The sequence below is a fragment of the Thermostichus sp. MS-CIW-40 genome (assembly GCF_054058315.1).
Genome location: NZ_JBSSAC010000037.1, coordinates 1 through 21,871, shown reverse-complemented (window position 1 = coordinate 21,871; position 21,871 = coordinate 1). Strand labels below are relative to the sequence as shown.

At 57.8% G+C, this 21,871-nt stretch carries 18 protein-coding genes, 2 pseudogenes and 1 CRISPR repeat array; of the genes and pseudogenes, 10 read left to right on the top strand and 10 right to left on the bottom strand.

Annotated features, from left to right (window positions below):
* Positions 1-73 precede the first annotated feature (73 nt).
* Both argF and ctpC read right to left on the bottom strand, forming a co-directional pair.
* Positions 74-1,018, bottom strand: a complete 945-nt coding sequence (gene argF, locus ACVWXF_RS10965) for an ornithine carbamoyltransferase (protein ID WP_457474396.1) — start codon at positions 1,016-1,018, stop codon at positions 74-76.
* A 177-nt stretch (positions 1,019-1,195) separates the two neighbouring features.
* Positions 1,196-2,491 carry a carboxyl-terminal processing protease CtpC gene (gene ctpC / locus ACVWXF_RS10960; protein ID WP_011432460.1) on the bottom strand — a complete coding sequence of 432 codons (1,296 nt, stop codon included), beginning with the start codon at positions 2,489-2,491 and terminating at the stop codon, positions 1,196-1,198.
* Positions 2,492-2,819: 328 nt separating this feature from the next.
* On the opposite strand from ctpC, the gene ACVWXF_RS10955 reads away from it, so the two are divergent.
* From ACVWXF_RS10955 to ACVWXF_RS10945, 3 genes are all read left to right on the top strand, one after another.
* Positions 2,820-4,187: a glutamate-5-semialdehyde dehydrogenase gene (locus tag ACVWXF_RS10955; protein ID WP_457474395.1), complete on the top strand. Its 1,368-nt coding sequence runs from the start codon at positions 2,820-2,822 to the stop codon at positions 4,185-4,187.
* 253 nt (positions 4,188-4,440) lie between these two features.
* Positions 4,441-4,968 carry an RNA recognition motif domain-containing protein gene (locus tag ACVWXF_RS10950; protein WP_011432462.1) on the top strand — a complete coding sequence of 176 codons (528 nt, stop codon included), beginning with the start codon at positions 4,441-4,443 and terminating at the stop codon, positions 4,966-4,968.
* A 91-nt stretch (positions 4,969-5,059) separates the two neighbouring features.
* On the top strand, positions 5,060-5,866 hold the full coding sequence (locus tag ACVWXF_RS10945; protein ID WP_457474394.1) for a DsbA family protein: 807 nt from the start codon (positions 5,060-5,062) through the stop codon (positions 5,864-5,866).
* A 313-nt stretch (positions 5,867-6,179) separates the two neighbouring features.
* On the opposite strand, the gene ACVWXF_RS10940 is transcribed toward ACVWXF_RS10945, so the two are convergent.
* Both ACVWXF_RS10940 and ACVWXF_RS10935 read right to left on the bottom strand, forming a co-directional pair.
* The gene (locus ACVWXF_RS10940; RefSeq protein ID WP_457474393.1) at positions 6,180-7,637 is read right to left on the bottom strand and encodes an SPOR domain-containing protein; all 1,458 of its coding nucleotides are present in this window, start codon (positions 7,635-7,637) and stop codon (positions 6,180-6,182) included.
* 349 nt (positions 7,638-7,986) lie between these two features.
* Positions 7,987-8,415 carry a hypothetical protein gene (locus ACVWXF_RS10935; RefSeq protein WP_414331038.1) on the bottom strand — a complete coding sequence of 143 codons (429 nt, stop codon included), beginning with the start codon at positions 8,413-8,415 and terminating at the stop codon, positions 7,987-7,989.
* Positions 8,416-8,527: 112 nt separating this feature from the next.
* Between ACVWXF_RS10935 and recJ the strand changes: the two genes are divergently transcribed.
* The 5 genes from recJ to tmk all read left to right on the top strand — a co-directional run bounded on the left by recJ (position 8,528) and on the right by tmk (position 14,809).
* A complete protein-coding gene (gene recJ / locus ACVWXF_RS10930) occupies positions 8,528-11,173 on the top strand; it encodes a single-stranded-DNA-specific exonuclease RecJ (protein WP_457474392.1) in 2,646 nt (881 codons plus the stop codon).
* The gene (locus ACVWXF_RS10925) at positions 11,163-11,828 is read left to right on the top strand and encodes a metallophosphoesterase family protein (RefSeq protein WP_457474391.1); all 666 of its coding nucleotides are present in this window, start codon (positions 11,163-11,165) and stop codon (positions 11,826-11,828) included. Before recJ ends, ACVWXF_RS10925 begins: the two co-directional genes overlap by 11 nt.
* 72 nt (positions 11,829-11,900) lie before the next feature.
* Positions 11,901-12,512: an RdgB/HAM1 family non-canonical purine NTP pyrophosphatase gene (gene rdgB, locus ACVWXF_RS10920; RefSeq protein WP_457474390.1), complete on the top strand. Its 612-nt coding sequence runs from the start codon at positions 11,901-11,903 to the stop codon at positions 12,510-12,512.
* A 111-nt stretch (positions 12,513-12,623) separates the two neighbouring features.
* Complete coding sequence (locus ACVWXF_RS10915) at positions 12,624-13,868, top strand: hypothetical protein (RefSeq protein ID WP_457474389.1); 1,245 nt, start codon at positions 12,624-12,626, stop codon at positions 13,866-13,868.
* Between the two features lie 290 nt (positions 13,869-14,158).
* Positions 14,159-14,809 carry a dTMP kinase gene (gene tmk, locus ACVWXF_RS10910; RefSeq protein WP_457385072.1) on the top strand — a complete coding sequence of 217 codons (651 nt, stop codon included), beginning with the start codon at positions 14,159-14,161 and terminating at the stop codon, positions 14,807-14,809.
* Between the two features lie 43 nt (positions 14,810-14,852).
* Here tmk and ACVWXF_RS10905 read toward each other — a convergent pair.
* A pseudogene (locus ACVWXF_RS10905) lies at positions 14,853-15,036 on the bottom strand (hypothetical protein); the annotation flags it as partial.
* Between the two features lie 249 nt (positions 15,037-15,285).
* Between ACVWXF_RS10905 and ACVWXF_RS10900 the strand changes: the two are divergent.
* Positions 15,286-16,359 (top strand): CHAD domain-containing protein, encoded by a 1,074-nt coding sequence (locus ACVWXF_RS10900; protein WP_457474388.1) that lies wholly within the window; start codon positions 15,286-15,288, stop codon positions 16,357-16,359.
* Between the two features lie 72 nt (positions 16,360-16,431).
* Positions 16,432-17,222: a CRISPR direct-repeat array (repeat unit 36 nt; unit sequence GTTTCCAATTTCTAGGGATCCCCCCGAAGGGGGAAC).
* A 293-nt stretch (positions 17,223-17,515) separates the two neighbouring features.
* Positions 17,516-17,699, top strand: a pseudogene (locus tag ACVWXF_RS10895) (hypothetical protein); the annotation flags it as partial.
* Between the two features lie 53 nt (positions 17,700-17,752).
* Here ACVWXF_RS10895 and cas2 read toward each other — a convergent pair.
* From cas2 to ACVWXF_RS10870, 5 genes are read right to left on the bottom strand one after another with little or no spacing between them, the layout of a single operon-like run.
* Complete coding sequence (gene cas2 / locus ACVWXF_RS10890) at positions 17,753-18,031, bottom strand: CRISPR-associated endonuclease Cas2 (RefSeq protein WP_414329659.1); 279 nt, start codon at positions 18,029-18,031, stop codon at positions 17,753-17,755.
* Positions 18,031-19,020: a CRISPR-associated endonuclease Cas1 gene (cas1, locus tag ACVWXF_RS10885; protein WP_457474387.1), complete on the bottom strand. Its 990-nt coding sequence runs from the start codon at positions 19,018-19,020 to the stop codon at positions 18,031-18,033. Before cas1 ends, cas2 begins: the two co-directional genes overlap by 1 nt.
* On the bottom strand, positions 19,020-19,319 hold the full coding sequence (gene csx18 / locus ACVWXF_RS10880; RefSeq protein WP_457474386.1) for a CRISPR-associated protein Csx18: 300 nt from the start codon (positions 19,317-19,319) through the stop codon (positions 19,020-19,022). The genes cas1 and csx18 overlap by 1 nt, the downstream gene beginning before the upstream one ends.
* Positions 19,320-19,342: 23 nt before the next feature.
* On the bottom strand, positions 19,343-21,310 hold the full coding sequence (locus tag ACVWXF_RS10875; RefSeq protein WP_457474385.1) for an RAMP superfamily CRISPR-associated protein: 1,968 nt from the start codon (positions 21,308-21,310) through the stop codon (positions 19,343-19,345).
* A gap of 30 nt (positions 21,311-21,340) precedes the next feature.
* On the bottom strand, positions 21,341-21,775 hold the full coding sequence (locus tag ACVWXF_RS10870; protein ID WP_457474384.1) for a Uma2 family endonuclease: 435 nt from the start codon (positions 21,773-21,775) through the stop codon (positions 21,341-21,343).
* Positions 21,776-21,871: the final 96 nt, after the last annotated feature.

Here is a 21,871-nt window from a genome sequence, read left to right as displayed (position 1 = left end):
AGGAACACGACGAGGCCATCCTCAACAGCCGCAAAGCTGTTCGCTACGCCCCTCTCTGGCTCCCCAAAGGCTGTTATCCTGGGCCCAGCAGCTGAACCAGCAGCGCCTTTTGCACATGTAGGCGATTTTCCGCCTGATCCCACACGCGGGACTGGGATCCCTCCAGTACTTCAGTGGTGATTTCCTCTTCCCGGTGGGCCGGCAGGCAGTGCAGCACAATGGCTTCCGGATCTGCCTGTTGCATCAGCTCGGCATTGACCTGGTAGGGCAGAAAGGTGGCCTTGCGGGCCTCGGCCTCAGCTTCTTGACCCATGCTGGCCCACACGTCGGTATAGACCACCTGGGATCCAGAGACGGCTTCCTGAGGATCCTGCAGCACCAACACCTGGGATCCCTGGGCCAGAGTGCGGGCTTGCTCCACCACTGCCGCATCCGGCTCGTAACCGGGGGGGGTGGCGACGCGGATGTGGATCCCGCTCATGGCACAACCCAACAGCAGGGAGTGGGCAACGTTATTGCCATCGCCGCAATAGGCCAGGGTCAGTCCCGCCAATTGGCCAAAGTTCTCCTGAATGGTGAGCAGATCGGCCAACACCTGACAGGGGTGAAACTGATCGGTGAGGGCGTTGATCACCGGAATATCGGCATACTCGGCAAAGGTTTCCAGTTCCTTCTGGTGGTAGGTGCGAATGGCGATCACATCCAGGTAGCGGGAGAGGACGCGGGCCGTGTCCTGCAGGGGTTCGCCGCGGCTCACTTGCATCACTGTCGGCACCAGATCGAGGGTGCTGCCCCCGCATTGGGCCATGGCTGCCGTAAAACTGGCGCGGGTGCGGGTAGAAGCCTTCTGAAACAACAGCCCCAACACCCGACCCCGCAGCTCCACCCGATAGGGATCCCGCTTTAACTCAGCCGCCTGGGCTAGCAGGGCCGACAGCTCCGCCGGGGTTAGGTCGCTGAGCTTGAGCAGATCCCGTCCGACCAAATTCATGGATCCCGCGATCTTCGACCCCGCCATTGTGCTACGCGCCACCTACAGAAACAATAAAAGCATCCCCAGCCCGGCGCTGGTCAACACTCCTCGAATAACTCGAATGAGAAGAGTCTTAATAGTCTTAAATAGCTTGGGCCTCGGCTTAACCCCAGTCTCAGGAGTGCCAGATCTGAGACCCATCAAAACCGCCCCCAACACTGGCTAACGTGAAGAGGAACGAATGACCTCCTGGGCCTGTTGCCGACGGGCAGAGATCTGAGCCTGCAGAGCCTGGATGGCAGCAGCATACTGTGGGTCGGCTGGGGTGGCCACCAATTCTCGGTTCTGGCTGAGCCGCTTCAGATCTTCCTCGGACAATTCCACCAAAATGTCGGGGGTAATGCCCTTGTGGTCGATGTCGTTACCGTTGGGAGTGCGATAACGGGCAATGGTTACCGCCAGCCCCGAGCCATCGGACAGGGGATGCACCGACTGCACCAGGCCCTTGCCGAAAGTTTGCGTGCCGACAATCACGGCGCGACGGTTATCCTGCAGAGCCCCCGACAGAATCTCGCTGGCGCTGGCCGAGCCACCATCCACCAAAACGGCCAAAGGTTTATCGGTAAGGGCCGTGTTGTTGGCCGTCAGGCGATCCTGCTCCCCTTGGCGGTTCACCGTCGAGACAATGCTGCCCCGGTTAATCCACATGCGGGCAATCTCGGCGCTGGAGTAGAGCAGGCCCCCTGGGTTGGCGCGCAGATCCAGAACATAGGCGGCTACCCCTTGTTTTTCCAGCTCGCGAATGGCTTGGCGCATCTTCTCGGCGGCGTTGCCGGAAAACTGGGTAATCCGGATATAGCCAATGGGCAGGCCGTTTTCCTCGTGAACCTCGTAGCGCACGGTGGCCAGCTCAATTCTTTCCCGCACCAAATCGAACACCTTTAGCCCTTCCCCCTCGCGGCGAATGGTCAGCCGCACCCGCGTACCCGGCTCGCCCCGAATGAGGTTGACTGCAGCGTTGGTGTCCATGCCTTCGGTGGACTTGTCGTCGATGCGCACGATCACGTCTTTGGATTTGATCCCAGCCCGGTCGGCAGGAGACCCTTCAATGGGGGAGATCACCACCAGCTCGTTTGTCTCCTGATCCATGCCCAGCGTGATCCCCACCCCGGTCAGCTCACCGGATGTATCGATTTGCATGCTGGCAAACTGATCCGGATCCAGAAAGCGGGTGTAGGGATCGTTCAGTTTCTTCAGAGCTTCCCGAATGGCCGCGTAGGCATCTTCTCGGGTGGCATACTCTCGGCTGAGCAGATCCCGCCGCACCGCTTCCCAATCCAGGGAATTAAAAGACGGATCCACATATTCCCGATTGACAATTTGCCAAACCTCGTCCACCACCTCTTTGGGATCCCGGCGAAACCCTGCCCAGCCCGGCATGGATAGCTGCACGCCGACCAGCGACACCGCTGTCATCACCGCAGCCGTTGCACTGACCACAAACCCACGCTTTCTCATTGGCTCTCCTGGAAGGCGCTAAAAGTCAAGGTTGACGAGGTGGATCTCCAGAGGTGGATCTCTAATTGTCAGGGAACTGGGTTTCGAGCAAGGGTCTTCCCCTATGCGAACTTCAGCTTAGAAGCATCGAGAGCGATGAAGGGCTCCCCTGCCGCAGCAAGTGGGATCCGGATTTTGGTAGGCTACAGATAACCCCAACCGACTGTGCCCAACCTAGCATAGGGATCCCTTCCGGGGGTGCTTCTAGGATCACAGTTCAACACAACTTTGTTACAACTCATCGCAACCCTTTTCTTCCAAATGGGCACTTTGCCCCCTTTCTGACTCTATGTCCCTTGCCACCGATTGCCCCAGCTCGCTTGCATCTGCCTCAGAGCGCCCGCTGCTGTCCCAAGTGCAGTTGGCCCGCGCTGCTGCCCAACACACGGCCACCTTGCCCACGGCTATTAAGAATGCCGCTCTAGAGGCCATGGCCACTGCCTTGTTGGAGCACCAAGAGCCTATCTTGGCCGCCAACCGGGCGGACTTGGAGCGGGCAGCGGAGATGGTGAAAGCCGGGGAGTTGTCGGCATCTGCCTATGCCCGCCTGAAGCTGGACGCCCACAAACTGGCAGATATGGTGGCCGGAGTGCGGCAGGTGATCCGGCTGGGGGATCCGGTGGGCCGAGCTTTGCTGATCCGGGAACTGGACGAGGGGCTGATCTTGGAACGGCGCACCTACCCTTTGGGGGTGCTGGGGGTGATCTTCGAGTCGCGGCCCGATGCTCTGGTGCAAATTGCCGCCCTGGCGGTGAAAACCGGCAATAGCGTCTTGCTTAAAGGGGGATCGGAAGCTCTGCTCTCCTGTCAAGCCTTGATGGCGGCCATCCAGGCGGGCCTGCAACAGATCCCGGAGTTCCCCCAGGGATCCCTGCAGTTGCTCACCAGCCGCGCCGAGGTCAAGGCCCTACTGCAACTGGAGGGGCTGGTAGACCTGATCATCCCCCGCGGCTCCAGCAGCTTTGTCCGCTACATCCTGGAGAATACCCGCATCCCGGTATTGGGCCATGCCGATGGCCTGTGTCACCTGTACGTGGATCGGGCAGCGAACGTGGACATGGCGATCAAGCTGACGGTGGACAGCAAAACCCAGTACCCCGCTGCCTGCAATGCCATCGAGACTCTGCTGGTTCACGAGGCCATAGCCCCCCACTTTTTGCCTCTGGCGGTCAAGGCCCTGCGGGAAAAGGGGGTGGAATTGCGGGGGGATCCCCTCTGCCGCGAGCTGGTGCCCGATCTGATCCCGGCCACCGAGGACGACTGGAGCACCGAGTATGCCGATTTGATCCTCTCTATTAAAGTGGTGGGCTCCCTTGACGAGGCCATTGCCCACATCCAGCAGTACGGATCCCGCCATACCGAGGCGATTGTAACCGAGGATGCCGCTGCTGCCCGGCGATTTTTGGATGAAGTAGATGCAGCGGGGGTCTTTCACAACGCTTCCACCCGCTTTGCCGACGGGTTTCGCTACGGCTTTGGGGCAGAAGTGGGCATCAGCACCCAAAAACTGCCGCCGCGCGGCCCGGTGGGCTTGGAAGGCTTGGTGACTTACCGCTACCAACTGCGAGGGCAAGGACATCTTGTAGCCGACTACACAGGCCCCCAGGCGCGACCTTTTCAACATCGGGATCGCCTGAACAACACCGGCTTAGCTTAGCTGCAGAAGCCAGCTGTACAAACCGGCTGTACAAAGCAGTCGTTCACAAAAACCGTTCTCCTCGTCTTCGCGGCTCCAGGTTGAGGTAAATTAAAAAATAGCTTCGTGATTGCCAAGGGTTGCGCTTTGCGGCGCGCTATGGTGTGACAATGGACTACCGGGTTCCGGGTTTGATGTTATGGGCTTGAGCGCCCTAGATGTAGCGCTTTGCATTTTGGCCTTTTGTTATTTCGATTAGGAGCTTCGCTGGATCATGCCTGTGCGTTTGTATGTTGGAAATCTGCCGGAAGAGGTGGATCGTCAGGCACTGGAGAAGCTCTTTCGCTCTGCCGGTGAGGTCATTTCCACCAAGGTGATCCGGGATCGGAAGACAGGCAAATGCCGCGGCTTCGGCTTTGTAACGGTGAACACCGAAGAGCAGGCGCAGCAGTACATCGAAAAGTTCAACGGCCACAGCTTTGGGGATGTCAACTTGCGCATTGAGCTCGCCCAGCCGCGCGACCGAGGGGAAGAAGGCGAATCCAAAACAGCGACCTCTGAGCCTTCATCCAAAGAGTCCAGAGGTTCCAAAGATTCCAGAGCGTCCAGAGATTCTGAGGCCAAGGGCTCTAAAGAGTCGGCAGAAAACCCTGCCCCCAGCAAAAAGCAACGCCAGCGCGGCAATAAGGGTGGGCGCTCCACCGTCGTCGCCGAAAGTGAGGCAGCCTCTGAGCCGGATCCCCGCTGGGCCAGCCAGTTGCAGCGGATCAAGGAGCAGCTTCTGCAGGTCACCAATTCCTAACCCCCCCGAACGAGTGATAGACACTGTTGGGATCTGACGGTAGGCTGGGTGAGTTGCGACGGCTCTAGGCATGTTTGAGAGGGGGGTTGGGATGCATAGGCTGGTGAGGATTTTTCGCGCTTGGGGGCGGAGCTTGGCCCGGGCTGGACTTTTGTTCGGGCTGATGGTTCTGCTGGGAGTGGGAAGTGGAGCTCCGGTTTTCCTACCAGCGGCGGCGGCTGCCCCGGCAGATTTGGAAGAGCAGGTGCTGCAGATCATTCGAAAGAACCCCCAGGTGATTCTGGAGGCCGTACAGGAATACCAGCAGCGACAGTACCAGGAGCAGCAGCAACAACAGCAGCGGCTGGCGGAAGAATTTGGCCGTCAACTGCGGGAGAACCCACGCGCCGTCATCGGAGATTCCCCTCGACTGGGATCCGACGCTCTGCGGTTAGTGTTGGTGGAGTTCTCCGATTTTCAATGCCCCTTCTGCGCCCGCGCCCACAGCACCCTCAAGCAGTTCATGGCCGACCACGGGGATGAGGTGACCTTGGTGTACAAGCACCTGCCCCTGACCAGCATCCACCCAGAAGCGATGTCGGCTGCCCGGGCTGCTTGGGCCGCCCAACGTCAAGGTAAGTTCTGGGAGTTTCACGACGAGCTGTTTGCCAACCAATCCCAGCTTGGGGATGGGTTTTATGTGGCCACTGCTGAGAAGCTGGGCCTGAATATAGAAAAATTCAATCGGGATCGGCGCAGTCGGGCGGCAGAACGCGCCATTCAGCGAGATATTGACTTGGCCTCTCAACTGGGCATCGGTGGCACTCCCCATTTCATCTTGAACGGCATTGCCTTCTCCGGTGCGCAGCCGCTGGAGGTGTTTGAGCAGACGCTGCAGCAGGCTAAGCAAGCCCTCTAGGAAAAATGCTCCGCACTGCTATTGAAACAGGTGGTGTATTGCAAACAGGTGGTGCAACGGCTGGCCTATCCTTCTTACCAGCGTTGCCCAGTTGCCCAAACGCTCCGTCCTTGAGGAGGGCTTTACGGTAGGCTCAGGGCAGTGGCAGGGTAGTCAACCGCTCTATTCGCCCAAGCGGGCTGTAGGCTTTGACAAGCCAGTAGGGTGGGGAGTATGTCAAAAGCAGAAACTCACCCAAGTCGCCATTTGGGCCGAATGGGGATCCCCAACGGCAGGGAAGGAGGAGAGCGTTTATGGCGGAAGTGGCTCTTGGCTACTCCACGGGCAGGATGCGGGCATCGAACCCTGCTTCGGCCAGAGAGCGCCGCGCCTGTTCGGCGTTGGCCCGTTGCCGGTAGGTGCCCACCTGAATCACTGAGCCCCGCAGGAAGGCATCAGGGGCAAACTGTTGCAGCTTGGGTAGGGCCTCTTCCCCAGCCGGCACCACCACCCAAAATCCGCTGCCACCTTCTTCCCCAGGAGGAACAGCCTGGGCAGGCGAGGAGGAGACGGGATCCGCTTGCAAAAGAGGCTGAGAGCGGCGCAGATCGGCGGGGAAGATCCCCGCTTCATAGCCTTGGCCGGCCAAGTAACGCACCTGCTCGGCGGCAGCAGCAGGGTCGGCAAACCCACCTGTGCGCACCACCCGCAGGTCATCGTAGATCAAGGGCAGGGATCCCTCTAGGAGTTGTTTTAGCGCAGGCCATTTCTCCCCGGTGGGATCGGCCACCAACACCCAATAGCGCTCTCCTTGTGCTAGGTTGGAGATGGGATCCTGGCCAGCATTTTCTCCTACCAGCGACACCGCCACTGCCGGTAACCCCTGAGCGGTTAGCCAGCGGGCTTGATCCTGGGCCAACGACAGGCGGGAGAAGGTTCCCGTTTGCAAAGCAACCTGGCCGCGGTACTGCACCACAGTGGCTCCTGGAAAGAAGCGGCGCACCCGTTCTTCCAAACGGGGATCACCGGTGGGGTTGGGCACGTGGGTGGCAAAGGGACGCTGGGGATCCAAGGGCGGAGCGGTTGGCGTCGGCGGCACAGAGGCTTTTGAGCTGGCAGCAGGGCGGCTGGGTGCTGCTTGGGCAGGAAAAGCAGGGGGCAGAGGGGGATCCGTCTCTTGGCGGCTCACCACCCGCACCGATAACCCCAGCCGTTCCAAGTCGGCCTGACGGCGTTGAGCATGGCTACGGTTGATGAACGTCCCCGCCAGAATGAAAACCTGCCCATCCCCTTGCACAAAATAGGCATCCGGCACCTGGGTGCGCACCTGAGCCAACTCCGCCGCCCCATCCGCCAGTACATGCACTTGGTAACGGGTCAGGGCCAAAGCAGCCGGCAGGACGTTCCCATTAACGGCGTGGAGCACAAGGGCAAAGGCCGCCAGGGATCCGGCAAAGAGGGCCGGTTGCGCTGGCAACAGGAGTGCGGAGCACTTTAGCCAGCCGTAGTCCTTACGGGCGTTGCACATGGGATCCATCTCCTCTGGCGGGATTGGCGGCAACTCAAACCTCTGCATCCGGGATGGAGTCTTTGCCTGGGCCTGCGGGGATCCCCCACAGTGCCAGAGCTCGCAGTTCACCCCCTTGCGGGAAGGACAACTCAAAGCTAGCGTAAGCCGAAGTTTGGGCAAGGCTGTGCCAGGGATGGGCTTGCAGATGCCGCCCACCACCGATAGAATGCTCCGCACTGCCACCGCAAAGATGCAGCCCAGTTGGGTCCACGGGAGAAACACAGATCTAGTGCATCTCCAGTATAGATAGGCTGGCAAGACTGATACATTTACGCTGAACACTGCTGAACATCACTGTTCAACTATGCAGCGATAGCATTCTGTTTGTTTCCAACCAGAATGGCGGTATCCCGCAAAGCTTTGAGTAGAATACCCAAAGCGCAGTTTCCGTGTCGTCTTACTACCAATTTTCTGCTTTGCTTTGGCTACCATGTTGGCAGACTCGAAAGTAAACAGAAAGATCAACTGGTAGTAATCCGTACTGAACATATTATACATTATTTTCAGTATAGTTGAGCTTACTATTGACTAGAGTCATGCTCTATCGCTATGGCTTGTCGGGGAGTTTGTTTCAGAGGCGACGGCGGCGGGATGGAGTCCTCGCCACAAGGGTGCGGGATCCCCCCAGGGCAAAGCGGATGATCTCCGTCTTGTACTGCTGCGAGCCCTCTGTGTAGCGGGCAAGCTGAATGGCAGATCCCTGGCCGGAAGGAAGCAAGAACCGTTCGCGACAGTGGTGGGCAGCACTCTCTGGAGTTTCCGCTTCGAGGGCAATGAAAAACCGCAGACGCAGCAGCACTTCCAACTTGGACAAGTGCTCGGTTTGCTCTGGCACCAAGCGGCCTAACGAGATTTGTAGGCGCGGCCTGCGTCGCCGAGATCCGGGGCGGCCCCAAAGCTGCTGGGCCAGTGTCCACAGAGAGGTCTGCTCAGAGGACTTGACCAACAGCTTTAAGCCTGTCAGCGGGTTAAGACCATAGGTAAGCAGCAGAGAATACATCGGCGGCAGGAAAGATTCAGAGGAGCGTTTTGAGCTAACGTCAAAAGGATACCCTATAGGCCAACTGTAGCACTGCCTACCCTCTATCCCCATCCAAGCCCCACCCTTCCCTATGGTCGGGATCCCTGCTCAACGCTGGCTGTTTCATCCTGTGGACAAGTTGGCTGCCCAAAGCTTGGCTGAGGCAGTGGGGATCTCGCCCATATTGGCTCAGATCTTACTCAATCGCGGGCTCTCCAGCCCTGCTGCCGTGCGGCAGTACCTGCAGCCGGATCCCGCCCACCTGCCTCCACCCAGTCAGGATTTTGCCGATTTGCCCCTGGCGGTGGACTTGCTGGACGGGGCGATTCGCCGACAAGAGCCCATCGCCATTTGCGGCGACTACGATGCCGACGGCATGACCAGCACGGCCCTGCTGCTGCGGGCTTTGCAGGACGCTCCAGTGCATTACCGCATCCCCAGCCGCATGACGGAGGGCTATGGCCTCAACAGCCGCATGGTACAAGAGCTGCACCGCGAGGGAGTGCGCCTCATTCTCACCGTGGACAACGGCATCTCCGCCCACGAGCCCATCCAACTGGCCAAAGCTCTAGGCTTGACAGTGATCGTGACGGATCACCACGATTTGCCGCCCCAGTTGCCCCCTGCCGATGCCATCCTCAATCCCAAGCAGCTCCCCGTTTCTTCTCCCTATCGGGGGATGGCCGGGGTGGGAGTTGCCTACCTCCTGGCCCAAGCGCTGGCCGAGCGCCGTGGTGATGGCCATCTGCAGCGGGTAGCCCTGGAACTGTTTACTGTGGGCACCATTGCCGATCTGGCGCCGCTGACGGGGGTTAACCGCCTTTGGGTGCGGCAGGGGCTGCACCTCTTGCCCACCTCCCAGGTGGCAGGGATCCGCGCCCTTCTGCAGGTGATGGGCATGCAGGGATCCCTGGAGGGGTTGCGGCCTGAGTGGATTGGGTTTGGCCTGGGGCCCCGCATCAACGCCGTTGGGCGAATTGGCCGGGCGAGAATGGGGATCCAGTTGCTGACCACCGACGATCCCCTGCAAGCAGAGAAACTGGCCCGCCGCTGCGAACGGCTCAACCAGGTGCGGCAGCAGATGTGCGGGCGCATCGAGGCAGAAGCCCTAGAGCAAATTGCCCAGCAAGGCCGGGATTTGCAGCAGGAACGGGTATTGACGATTTTGGGATCCCCTCAGCGGAGATGGCACAAAGGGGTGATTGGGATTGTGGCCTCGCGGTTGGCAGAGCGTTTTGGCTGTCCGGTGTTCATCGGCAGCCAGTCGCGGCAAGGGGAGATCAGTGGCTCGGCGCGGCAGGGGATCCCCGAGTTTGACGTGTTTCAAGCGTTGGAGTTTTGCAAGGATCTGTTCACCAAGCACGGCGGCCACCCCGCTGCCGGGGGATTTAGCCTGAAAGCGGAAAACTGGCCTCTTCTTGAAAAACGATTGCGGCAGTTTGCCCAACAGCAATTGCAGCCGGAGCAGATCCAGCCACTGGTGCAAATCGATGCCGAAGTGTCGCTGTCAGATCTCACCCTTGACCTCTATCGAGAGCTGCAGCATCTGCAGCCCTGTGGTATCGGCAACCCTGAGCCGGTCTTCTACAGCCGCAACCTGCAGGTTCTGCAACAGCAGCGATTTGGCCCAGTTCCCGGCCACCTGAAGCTGCTGCTCCGGGATCCTGCTCTCCCTACGCAACGCTCCCATGGGTTACGTGCTACTCGGACGGAGTCCTCTTGTCCGGGCAGGAGCGACTCAGCCGCCAAAACCCCCAGTGATGACCGCGGAGTGGCCAGCATCACCGATGCGTTGGTGGGGATCACAAACGCGAAGCCCCAGCGCCCTCTTTGGGCCATCCGTTGGCGGGGAGCGGAAACCCATCCGCTGCCGGAGCGAGTTGATGTAGCCTACACGCTCAAGGCCAAAACATGGCAGGGAGAAACCCAACTGGAGCTGGAAATTCTCGGGATCCAACCTGCCCAAGAGGCTGCCACTGCCGGCAACCCCCCTCTCGAGAAAACAGCGCCCCGCACCCCTGATGGGAGCAAGTCTCCCATCTCCCCCGCCTCTCTGGATGCCACTCCTCCCATGCCCAACTCCAAGCCCTCGACTGGCTCCCAGAGGGGGACAGAGCCCTCACCTCTGTTGATCTGGCGCCCCACCCCCCAGCCCACCCAGCCTTTGCGTTGGCAAGCTGTAGACCGATTTTCTGTCCTCTGGCCTCAGGCGCAGGGAACCATCCTGTTCTACGGCTTCCGCCGCCCCTCGCTGGTCTTGTCTTCAAGGCCTACGGCCCGCTATCGCGAACGGCGGTACCTGACTCTCCACTACGACCGTCCCCAAGCCGGCCACCGCTATGATCAACTCTGGTTGTGGAGCTGGCCCCCTTCTCTGGATCACCTCAAGTGGCTGCTCTGTTGCACCCCCAGCAGCGAGCTGTTGATTGCCGTCCATCAGCAAGCGGTGCCCCTGCCCTCCGCTGCCAGCTTGCAACGCCAGCTCCGCCAATACCTGCAAACCCGCAGCCAGGTGGATCTGCTGCGCTTGGCCCAGCAGTGGTGGCTGTCTCCGGCAGTGTTGGTGGCAGGATTACGCTCCCTGGGGTACGCCTGCCCGGATTTTGGCCCCACGGGCTCCCTCGGCGAAGAACTGGAAGCCCAGCAAGCTTGGTACAGCAGCTCCTGGCAGCAGGTTGCCGCCCTGCTTCAGCGATCCCACCTGGATTCTTCTGCTGCAGAGGCCCATGGGGATTAAACTGCTGCTCGGCTCTGACTACCACGGCAGCCCTCGGCTGATCCGGCAGGCCCTTGCCCATCTGCCGGAGGTGGATGCTTACATCAACTGCGGGGATTTCTGTTCCAAGGCCGGCAAACCTTCCCGCAAGGCCACCCAGGGCTTTCATCCGGCAGCCCAAGCAGAGGTGGTTCATCTGCAATCCTTTTTGGCGGCAGTGGAGAGCCTGGGCAAACCCTGGCTCTTTTTACCTGGCAACCACGATCCAGCAGCTTCGGTTTTGAATTCGCTGGTTGGCTGTTGGGGGCGGGCCATCACCCAGTCCTGCTGCTTTGAGTGGCTGGGGTTACAGGTTTTGGCTGTACCCTGGACTCCCCCCTGTGGTTGGAGCTGGTCTCTGACCTCTGCCCATTTGCAGGAGCTGCTCGCCCTCTACAGTCAACCCCCCCGGCCCATTGACCTGCTGCTGACCCACGCTCCGCCGCGGGGCCTTTTGGATGAGGGGGGGAAGTGGTATCACCGCTGTACGCCCACTTTGCGCCCCCTTTTGGAACAGCTGCAGCCCCGCTACTACATCTGCGGACACATGCATTGGGATGGGGGCAAGGTAGAGCGATGGGGATCCACCCTGGTGATTAACACAGCCCTGCACAACATGGTTCTCGAGATCCATTAGGCAGGAAGCCCTTGGACAGCCTTCCGCCTCCTCAGCTTTCCGCTACATCCATACGATTCGTAGGAACCTTCCATGACCCGTCCTTTGATCTTGGCCAGCAGTAGCCCCGGCAAATGGCGCGAGTTCAATGCCTTTTTCCAGGCCCATGCCCCTGCTTGGGAGCTGCGCCGCATGCCCTCAGAAATTGAGGTGGAAGAAACCGGCACCACCTTTGCCGAAAATGCCCTTCTCAAAGCCAGAGCCGTGGCCAAGTCTTTGGGGGAGTGGGCCATTGCCGACGATTCCGGCTTAGCGGTAGAAGCCCTTGGCGGTGCCCCTGGGATCCGCTCGGCTCGCTATGCCCCCAACGATGCTGCCCGCATCGAGCGGTTGCTCAGGGAAATGGAAGGGATCCCAAATCGCCGAGCCACCTTTCACTGCGCCATCGCCCTGGTGGATCCCCAAGGTGTAGTGCATGCCCTGGTGGAAGGGGTATGCTCGGGAGAGATCTTGACCCAGCCGCGGGGAGAGGGGGGGTTTGGCTATGACCCCCTGTTTTGGGTGCCCGAAGTGGGGCTAACCTTTGCCGAGATGAGCCCAGCTCAAAAAGAGGCCGTCGGCCACCGAGGCCGAGCCTTGCGCGCCTTGAAAGCGCAGTTGCCTCTCCTGGAGAAGCGTATGGGCTGGCTTGGATCCCAGCAATAGCCCCCGATGTCCTGGCTGGGGAGCTGCTAGCATACAATAGTCCCTTCCCTTCGGGGGAGTGAAATTGAAAGCCGTCTTGCCTTGGCAGCTGAGGGGAGCGCTCGAAGAACTATGGGTTTTTCTGAGTTTGAGGATCAAGATCCCATTGCAGCAGCGGAACGGACTGCTGCCCCCGATCCCAGCCGCCATTCCCCGGATTCTGCCGGTGAGGAAGCCGCGGTCTCCTCGGTTGCAAACTCTGGTGAAGGAAGGGAGCGGCAAAGTCGTCGTTCCCCACCCCCTTTGCCGGAAGAGGGCTCAACCTTTGTGGGCGCAGAAGATTGGCTGGACGATCGCGGTAGCGGGACGGAGTCCTTGGAGAATGGGCGGGATAGCTACAGGGAGTCCGCGCAAGGGGCCACTTCTCGCCCTTCCAACCGCTCCCTCCAGACTGGCCGAGACGAGGGGTCTCGTGTTGACAGCGAAAAGGGGGGGCAGAAAGCCGCTGCAGGAGGAGCCGGTGAGCGTCCTGGGCAAGCCCTGGTTTCCCGCCGTTCTGTCTCCAGCAACCGCAGCTACGACGGATCCGCCCGTTCCTCTGCCTTTCGCGGTAGCGGGACGGAGTCCTTTGCTGGCCGCTCGCGTAAGCGGGACGGAGTCCTTGGGGAATCCGGCTACCGCAGTGACTACAGCCGTTCCGCGGCTTACGGCTACACCTCCAGCTATGTTGGCGGTGGGGGATATGGCGGTGGTGGGCGAGGCGGCAGCTCCAGCGGGGGGGTCTCCTCCTCCGATCTGACGATCCTGCTGGTGGTGGCCCTGCTGGCCTTCTTCGGGGGATTCGCTATCCGCAACATCTTCGCCGAGTCGGGCGGCTTTGACGATGAGCGCCCCATCCGCGCTGCCAATGTGCCCGCAGCCTTTCGCGATTTTTGCTTTGCCTACAACGGCACTGCCTCCTTCACCGTGGTGCAACTGACCAGCGTTTCTGCTCTGACCATGGCCTCAGTGCCCGTTTACAAGATGGATACTTGCACCATCCCCGTCAGCCAAACGGCCAATGCCCTCCAAGCTTTGGGCATCCGCGGCCGGGCCAACACCTTGGGCCCCCAGCTGGGGGGATCCAACCTCACCCTGATCCAGCTCCCCTTGGCCAGCAGCTTGGCGCGCGCCGTGTACAGCCAGTTTCCTGGCTTGGCCGCTCAGGGCAACGAGGCGCAGGTTTTATCCCAACTGGAAGCCACCATCAACAACGCCCTGCGCTCCAACATCGAAGGGTTAGCCCTGCAAAGCCTGGAGCCCACCAACATCCCCGACGTCTACGTGGTGGTGCCGGGGCACTCCTTTAATTTGCAGCCCCAACTCAACCTGCGCTAACCCTCCTGCAGAGCATGCCTCTAACCCCCAAAACCCTGAACTTTGCTGAATTTACTGAGCTTTAGGCGGTTTGGCAAAAGTCATTGAGAGGGATATAGTAGACCAAGTTTCCCCCTGATCCTTGAGTCCACCGCAACGGTTGCCGGGAAGTGAAGGGGGAAAGCGCTCGGGGGGTATTCCTCAGGGCTTTGCGGGATACCGCCTTCCTGCTCAGAGATAGGCAGGATGCGATCGCTTCTTTCCTGAACCATGTTCAGGAGAGTTCAGCGTGAATGTATCAGGACGACGGTGTGTTCATCACCCTAGAAGGCGGGGAAGGGGTGGGCAAAACCACCCAACAGGCCCTCTTGGTTGAGCGGCTGCGCCAAGAAGGCTACGCTTGCCTGTGTACCCGCGAGCCGGGGGGCACGGCGCTGGGCAAAACGCTGCGGGAGCTGTTGCTGCACGGGGATCCCTTTAGTCCTCTGGCGGAGTTGCTCCTGTACGCGGCGGATCGGGCTGAACACGTGAGCAAAGTCATCGCGCCGGCTCTGGCGGCAGGGCAGGTGGTGGTTTGCGACCGCTTTACCGATTCCACCCTGGCCTACCAGGGCTACGGTCGGGGCATAGATCTGGATCTGATCCGGCAGCTCAACCGATGGGTCACCGACGGGCTACAGCCGGATCTCACCCTGTGGCTGGATCTCCCCCCAGAGGTGGGGCTAGAACGGGCTCGCTCCCGTTCTTCTGGCGCAGTTGAGCTAGCGGTGCAGAGCACTAACGAGCAAGAAGGCCTAGAGTTCCACCGGCGGGTTTACTGCGGATTCGAAACCCTGGCTGCCGCAGAACCCCAGCGGATTGTCCGCATTTCAGCCCAGGGATCCCCGGCAGAGGTGGCTGCCCGCCTCTGGTCAGTGGTCGAACCCCGCCTACCACTTGCGACAGCAGGCCGGGAGCCCTAGACTGATACATTTACGCTGAACATTGCTGAACATCACTGTTCAACTATGCAGCGATAGCATTCTGTTTGTTTCCAACCAGAATGGCGGTATCCCGCAAAGCTTTGAGTAGAATACCCAAAGCGCAGTTTCCGTGTCGTCTTACTACCAATTTTCTGCTTTGCTTTGGCTACCATGTTGGCAGACTCGAAAGTAAACAGAAAGATCAACTGGTAGTAATCCGTACTGAACATATTATACATTATTTTCAGTATAGTTGAGCTTATTATTGACTAGAGTCATGCTCTGTTCCGCTGACGGGAATGGCGCGACAGGCCAAAGCTCGCGACAGTTTCCCTGGCCACAGCCTGCTCGGTTTACCAAGGTTAAGATTAGGTTAAAAGGGAAGAGGCGGGGGTAACCTCAAGCTAGGCTGGATGACCTATGTGAAAAGAGCCTGCTGCCCTCTTGGTTCTCGTTTTGGGTAGAGGAGACTGGCTGTGGACGCTGTTGCTGCTGAGCTGAAAACCGATCGCGTCAGCGGGACGGAGTCCTTTCGCGTCAGCGGGACGGAGTCCTTTCGCGTCAGCGGGACGGAGTCCTTTCGCGTCAGCGGGACGGAGTCCTTTCGCGTCAGCGGGACGGAGTCCTTGCACTTGACCTTGCCCTCATCTGCGCCCTTGCCAACCGTGGCCGCCTGGGCCCACCAGCTGTTGAGCCAGCAATGGCAGCGGCTGCAGAAACACGTAAAGCGAGTTCTGGCTCAGCATCCAGAGGCGGCAGAATCTCTCCACCAAATCCGGGTGACCTTGCGCCGTATTGGCACTTGGGTGCAGGTATTTCAGGGATCCGTCCGGCTGCCCAAGCCTCTCAAGCCCAAACGCCTGCAAAAGCTGGCCAGTGCTTTGGGCAAGCAGCGGGATCTGGACGTGCTGCTGGAAATCCTGCAGGAACCTTGCTGGGAAGGGATCCCGGCAGCCCAGCAGGCAGAACTGGAGAAGCTAAAACAAGATCTGCAGCAACGTCGAACCCAAGCCGAGAAACGCTCCCGCCGCATTCTTGAAGATGCTGACTTCCTGGCGTTTCAAGCTGCCTGCGAGCAGTGGCTGGCTCACCCCCGCTATAAGCCCCAGGCGGAGCTGCCTTTGCCGGAAAGCTTGCCCCACTTGCTGACTCCTCTGCTGGCCCAGTGGCTGCTGCAGCCAGGCTGGCGGATCCCTGCTTTCCCCGCAACGGAAGCCCAGGCTGAGCAACTGCACGAGCTGCGCAAGGCCACCAAACGGCTGCGCTATCAGGTGGAGTTTTTTGCGCCCTTTTACGGGGAAACCATGCAAGATTGGATAGCAACCCTGAAGTGCTTGCAGGATCAACTGGGCCGCTTTAACGATTTGCAGGTTTTGCAAGGCGAGCTGCCTGCAGACTCAGACCTACAAACCCTTCTCCAGGAACAACAAAAACTAGCCCTCCAGGAGTGGCCTGAGCACCAACAGCGCTGCCTGGCCTCTGCCGAGCAGCACCGGCTTTACTCTAATCTTTTCTCTGTTTCCAATTTCTTTCCAACTGGGGATCCCTAGGTTTCCAATTCTATAGATCCCCCCGAAGGAAAAACCCCGCCTTATTGGCGGGGGATTTTTTGTGGCCATAGGGTTTCCAATTTCTAGGGATCCCCCCGAAGGGGGAACTTGGGATTGACTACGGAGCATTGGACACCAAAGCGAAGAGTTTCCAATTTCTAGGGATCCCCCCGAAGGGGGAACAAGGGGGAGGTTAAGTCTCTTCTTCCTGCAGAGCCTTCCAGGTTTCCAATTTCTAGGGATCCCCCCGAAGGGGGAACTCCAAATGAACGAAGAAGCATACCAATACAGCGTTTCTGTTTCCAATTTCTAGGGATCCCCCCGAAGGGGGAACACCAAGTCACCACCCTGGACTACACGCAGGAAGAAGTTGAGTTTCCAATTTCTAGGGATCCCCCCGAAGGGGGAACGATTCAGGACAAAAAGTGCGAGCACATTCGTGCCGTTGCGAAGGTTTCCAATTTCTAGGGATCCCCCCGAAGGGGGAACCTTCTTGGTTACCAAAAGCCTCCGTGAGGCATACGAAGTTTCCAATTTCTAGGGATCCCCCCGAAGGGGGAACTACAAAATACAAACAGGAGGTTAGCTATGGACATGTTGTTTCCAATTTCTAGGGATCCCCCCGAAGGGGGAACTGTCTGATGCTTCATCGTTTCGAAAACAGAATTGACGAAGCAGTTTCCAATTTCTAGGGATCCCCCCGAAGGGGGAACTTGACAACAGCTTTACGCTGTGTCATTTCCTCTGTCCCCGTTTCCAATTTCTAGGGATCCCCCCGAAGGGGGAACCTTGGGCACTGTGGCGCTTGCGGTACTAAACGCAATTGAGTTTCCAATTTCTAGGGATCCCCCCGAAGGGGGAACTCCACCCCTATTAAACCCAAGCAGGGAAAGGAATGCAAGACCCATTTGCGAGGGATCCGGAAAAAAGTCGGCAAAAAGGGTGCTGGCGAGGGGGCTTTGGGGCCGGAAAGCCTTGTGGCGCAAGGCGTCGAGGGATCGGACGAAAGAATCGGCCTTTGCGGCTTTTGGCGGATCGCTCGCGCAGGCGTTGATACCGTTTGAGTGTGCTTTTGGAAACACCGAGTGCTTAAGTAGGAAGAGCATGACTCTAGTCAATAATAAGCTCAACTATACTGAAAATAATGTATAATATGTTCAGTACGGATTACTACCAGTTGATCTTTCTGTTTACTTTCGAGTCTGCCAACATGGTAGCCAAAGCAAAGCAGAAAATTGGTAGTAAGACGACACGGAAACTGCGCTTTGGGTATTCTACTCAAAGCTTTGCGGGATACCGCCATTCTGGTTGGAAACAAACAGAATGCTATCGCTGCATAGTTGAACAGTGATGTTCAGCAGTGTTCAGCGTAAATGTATCAGACTTGCCTGAGCTACACAATGACCGAGCTGGGGGGTGCAGTCAGGGCAGGCCCACCCCAGATTTCCACCTGGGCGAGGACATAGCTAGTGAGCGGATAGAAGCGGACGCTGTCTTCCTCGGGCTTGATCTTCTTGCGGAGCCGCAGTTTGAGCTCCTCGAACTTGTCTTTGTCGAGGACGCACTCAAACACGCTGTATTGCACGCGCTTGCCGTAGCCTTCTAGCAGGTCGGCAATTTTCTTGCGTCGCTTGTCGCAGGGAGTATCGTAGGTAACAACATAAAGAAACATCAGCGAATCCGGTAGGGCTGGTACAAATCTTGAGGATTATAGACGGATTGCTTAAACTTTTTAACTTGCTGCGTTAGCAGATCCCAGCGGGGTTGATCTCCGTCAGGGGTCTGGATGGATCCCTCCATTCTTTGGATGAAAGCTGTAAGGTACTTTTTCCTGCCACTATCACTTAGAAAACAGCCACCATCGCGATACTCAAAGTCTTCTTCGATGTTCATAATGCCCTTGTTGATCAGCCAGAGGACTATTGAATCTACAATAGGCGCCCGAAATTCTTCCAGTAAGTCCGAAACCAGAGCAGCATGGCGTTCACTGCTAGCGTGCAAGCAACCCTGATAGGGATCCAAATCTTGCAGCTCAATCAGGGTTAATAGATGGTTCCAGAGCACCATGTAGCCAAAGCTGAGCATGGCATTAACCGGGTTAGTGGGCGGCTGTCGAGTGCGGTTAAGCAAAACGAAGCCCCTTTGCTGAAGGCAATTTCCCAATTCCGGGAAATACAGAGCCGCAGCCGCTCCTTCAATGCCCCGCAATTGATCTAGAGACTTGGCCTCAAGAGCTTGAGCAGCCAAATGTTCCAGACTGCGCAGGGTCAGATCCCCTGTTTCAGTGGGGCGTTGCCTGAGCTGCCTCATCAGCAGCACCCGGCTATTGAGCAGCTTGGCTCGCACCATCTGGGCTGCCGTTTGCAATCGCCATTCTTCAGGGAGCGCTTGTTGCAAATGAGCTAAGCGGCGGTACCCCCTCTCTATAGGAACAAGGCGACCGTAGCAACAGCCTAGCCGGGAGAGATAGGCAATAGGAATATTCCGCCTCAGGCACGCTCTCACTACGTCTGTGGTGACCTGGGATCGGCCAAAGATTAAAATTTGCTCCAGCAAGGGTAGAGGCACCTCCTGCAAGAGCGACTCGCCCAAATAGACCATTACGAACTCTTGCTTAAGGCTTAGCCTACACCCCTGCTGAGAGACATATAAAGTTCGCATTATTCGTCATGACGACGCAGATCTTCAGCGCCTCGCCTCTGCTCTATGGCATTGCCGGGTTTAGAGCGGCCACGCTCCGGTAAAATCTCAACATCAATTTCAGGACTTGACAAGAAACCTATCAAAATCTCTGCCAGACTGCCCGAAAAGAAGCTGGCAATCATGACAAGGATCGTGTTTGTAATTACGGCTGCCAATCCCAAAGGGGCAATCAGTAAGATGGCCAGTGTGATTGAGCCGTTGATTAAAGCTGTGATTAGACTTGTTAGAGCTTTGACGTTGATTTTCCTTCTCGACATGTTGAGCCTCTTCTAACGTTCTACTACCGGAATGGCCAGATTTGAGCAAAGCCAACTGCTCCTCTCTCAAGGTTTTCAAGATATCTTTTCCTAGGATTCGCAGTTGCCCCAAAAACGGTAACTACTTGGTAATCATCTAGGTTGGCAATCCAAACAGGCGAGGGCACGACACCTCCCTGCACACCTCCGCACAAGAATTTGTCGTATCGCCCTTCGCCCTGCCGGCCCAATTGATGCAGGATTGCCAAGGCATAAGGCTTTTTGAATTCTTCCTTGCCGCTGCAGACTACAATCTGGCAGTTTCTGTCCACTGCTTGAGGCCATCTCTCTCTAGCAACTTGGTCAAAGCTGCATGGATTTCTGGGATCAAGAGCCTGCTCGCTGAGGGCCCCGAGAGCCGCAAAGAAGTCGACCAGTCGCCGTTGGAAAAGTTTCTGAAACTCGGCCACTGACTCTGGAAGATCCCAAAATGAATCCTCCGACTCAGGGATCAGGGTAGAGCCGCGCCACCAAGGAGCTCCGCGGTTTTGGCGAGAGTAGCAGGGCCTTCTTGCCCCCTGGCCAATACCTCCCAGGTGAAACAGCATCCAGGTTAGATTCCGAAAGAGCTTTTGCACCGCTTCCTGCTTCTCCTTTGAAGCATAGTTTTGGCACTCCTCAGAAAGGCTGAGAATGAGGATCCCTTCTTGCCGTCCGGCAGGCTTCCCCTTTCCTGCTTGATTGGGTTCCGGCTCCGGTTGAGTTACTCGCCCATTTAAAAGATCCACATGGATCCAGCCGTGTTTTTGCTGGGGAGTGATGGCCCCAAAAAGTTGCCCCTCCCATTCCTGCACCTGCTTCACGGGCAAAACACCCAGGGCAAAGGTTCGAAACCAGTAGCGCAGCATGTTCTTAAAGGCTACCGGTCGGACTTCGGCAATTGATTTGTTGTCATACCGGTTCTTATCAGGTCTCCAGTTGACCACTTGCCGCCCGTGGATCAACTGACCCTCCAGCTCAAAAGGCAGCCGCAAGAATTCTCCCTTGTATTGAGATAGAGTTTTGCCAGTTTGAATCAGCCGACCGTAGCCGGTATTGACTTGGGATCCCACCCCTTGCTCCAGCCCGCGGATAAGCCATTCTTTCACTTGGGCTAACATCTCGTCGGTGCAGCCTGGGCCTTTGCGCAGGCCAATCAAAAAAGTGGCTTGCTTGAGAGAAAAGAAGAGGTTGGGATTAGGTGAGTATTCAAGATTTTGACCGTTCCACTTCCAGATATTATTGGCAATATCGACAGCTAGACCTCCTGTTTTGGAATTATCAGGATCCCCTTGTTTTTGAGTCTTGGTCGGCACAGGGTAGGCATCCAAAAAGATCACCTTGCCAGCACTATCTTTATCCTCAGCTTCCAGGTGCCCAAGCCAGGGTGCCACTGCTTTATCCGCCTCTTTCCAAGACAGGTTGTGCTTCTGCATCAACTCTCGAATAGCCTGGGTGCGGGCTACCCCCCGCAAGGTGGAGCTGGGAATGTAAGGGATCCCCAAGTGATCAAAAGCGGGCAGCAGCATGCTTTCCGGGCCTTTGGCTCCACCCACCCGAATTCGCCAGGGACAGGTGACCTGAAAGGTGTCATTGGCAATGCGCTTGATGCGATCGTTTAGAACTTGCAAGCGGGAGCTGTAGTCTGCATTTGCTTCCGCCCGATGCACCAGATCGACTTTGGTTCCGTCCCTGAAAGGAGCCCCATAGGCTCTCATCCAGCGCAGATATTCAATAAAGCTCGCTGTGGAAGCCGGCCTAGGACTGGGATCCGAGGGATGTCCTAACCAGGGAGAAGGTTGGGAATGGTTGCTGCCCCCTCCACCACCACTCCCCCCTCTCTGATTGGGGGGATGGCCTCCTCCTCGACTTCCTGAACTTGGCGGACGGCTGGGATCCCCTTGCTGAGGTGAGCCTGGTCTTCCAGGACGGGGAAGGGGTTGTGGAGCGTTGGCAGGACGATTGCTAGGCATTTGATCTTCTCCTAAAGCTGGAAAGCAGTATTAGGAATTGCGAAGCGTTTCCCGAAATTCGCGCAACATAGCGCTGGTGCCAATTTCTAAGGCGCGTCGAATGAGTTGAGGCACAAGCCTGGGGATGTCGAAGTCTGGGAAAAGTCGGCTGCAGCTCGATTCTACGTAGTCTTCTCCCTGCAGAATAAACATCCGTAAACTTCGCTCACCCAAGAGCCAAACTTCGGGCACACCAGTAGCTTTATAAGCATCGATAAAGGTTCGGGAAGTAATGTCGGACTCAATGGCCAGATCAGGCGGAGGCAACAGATCGACATCGATCCTTCCCTCACACCCTCGCACCTGCTCTAGGTGATGGACATAAAAGCAGGTGTCAGGCTCCACCCCAGCACTGCCAGACTTTTTAAGGGTTGTTGAGCCAAAGTCTTCCCAGTCTCTCCCTTGAGAATCAAGGAGAGCTTTCACAATACAGCCTGTTAAGGGCTCAAGGGGTACAATAGCAGCACTTAGCAAACCAACTTCGGAAGGAGGATGGATTGATCAGTAGTAAAGAAGTCTTCA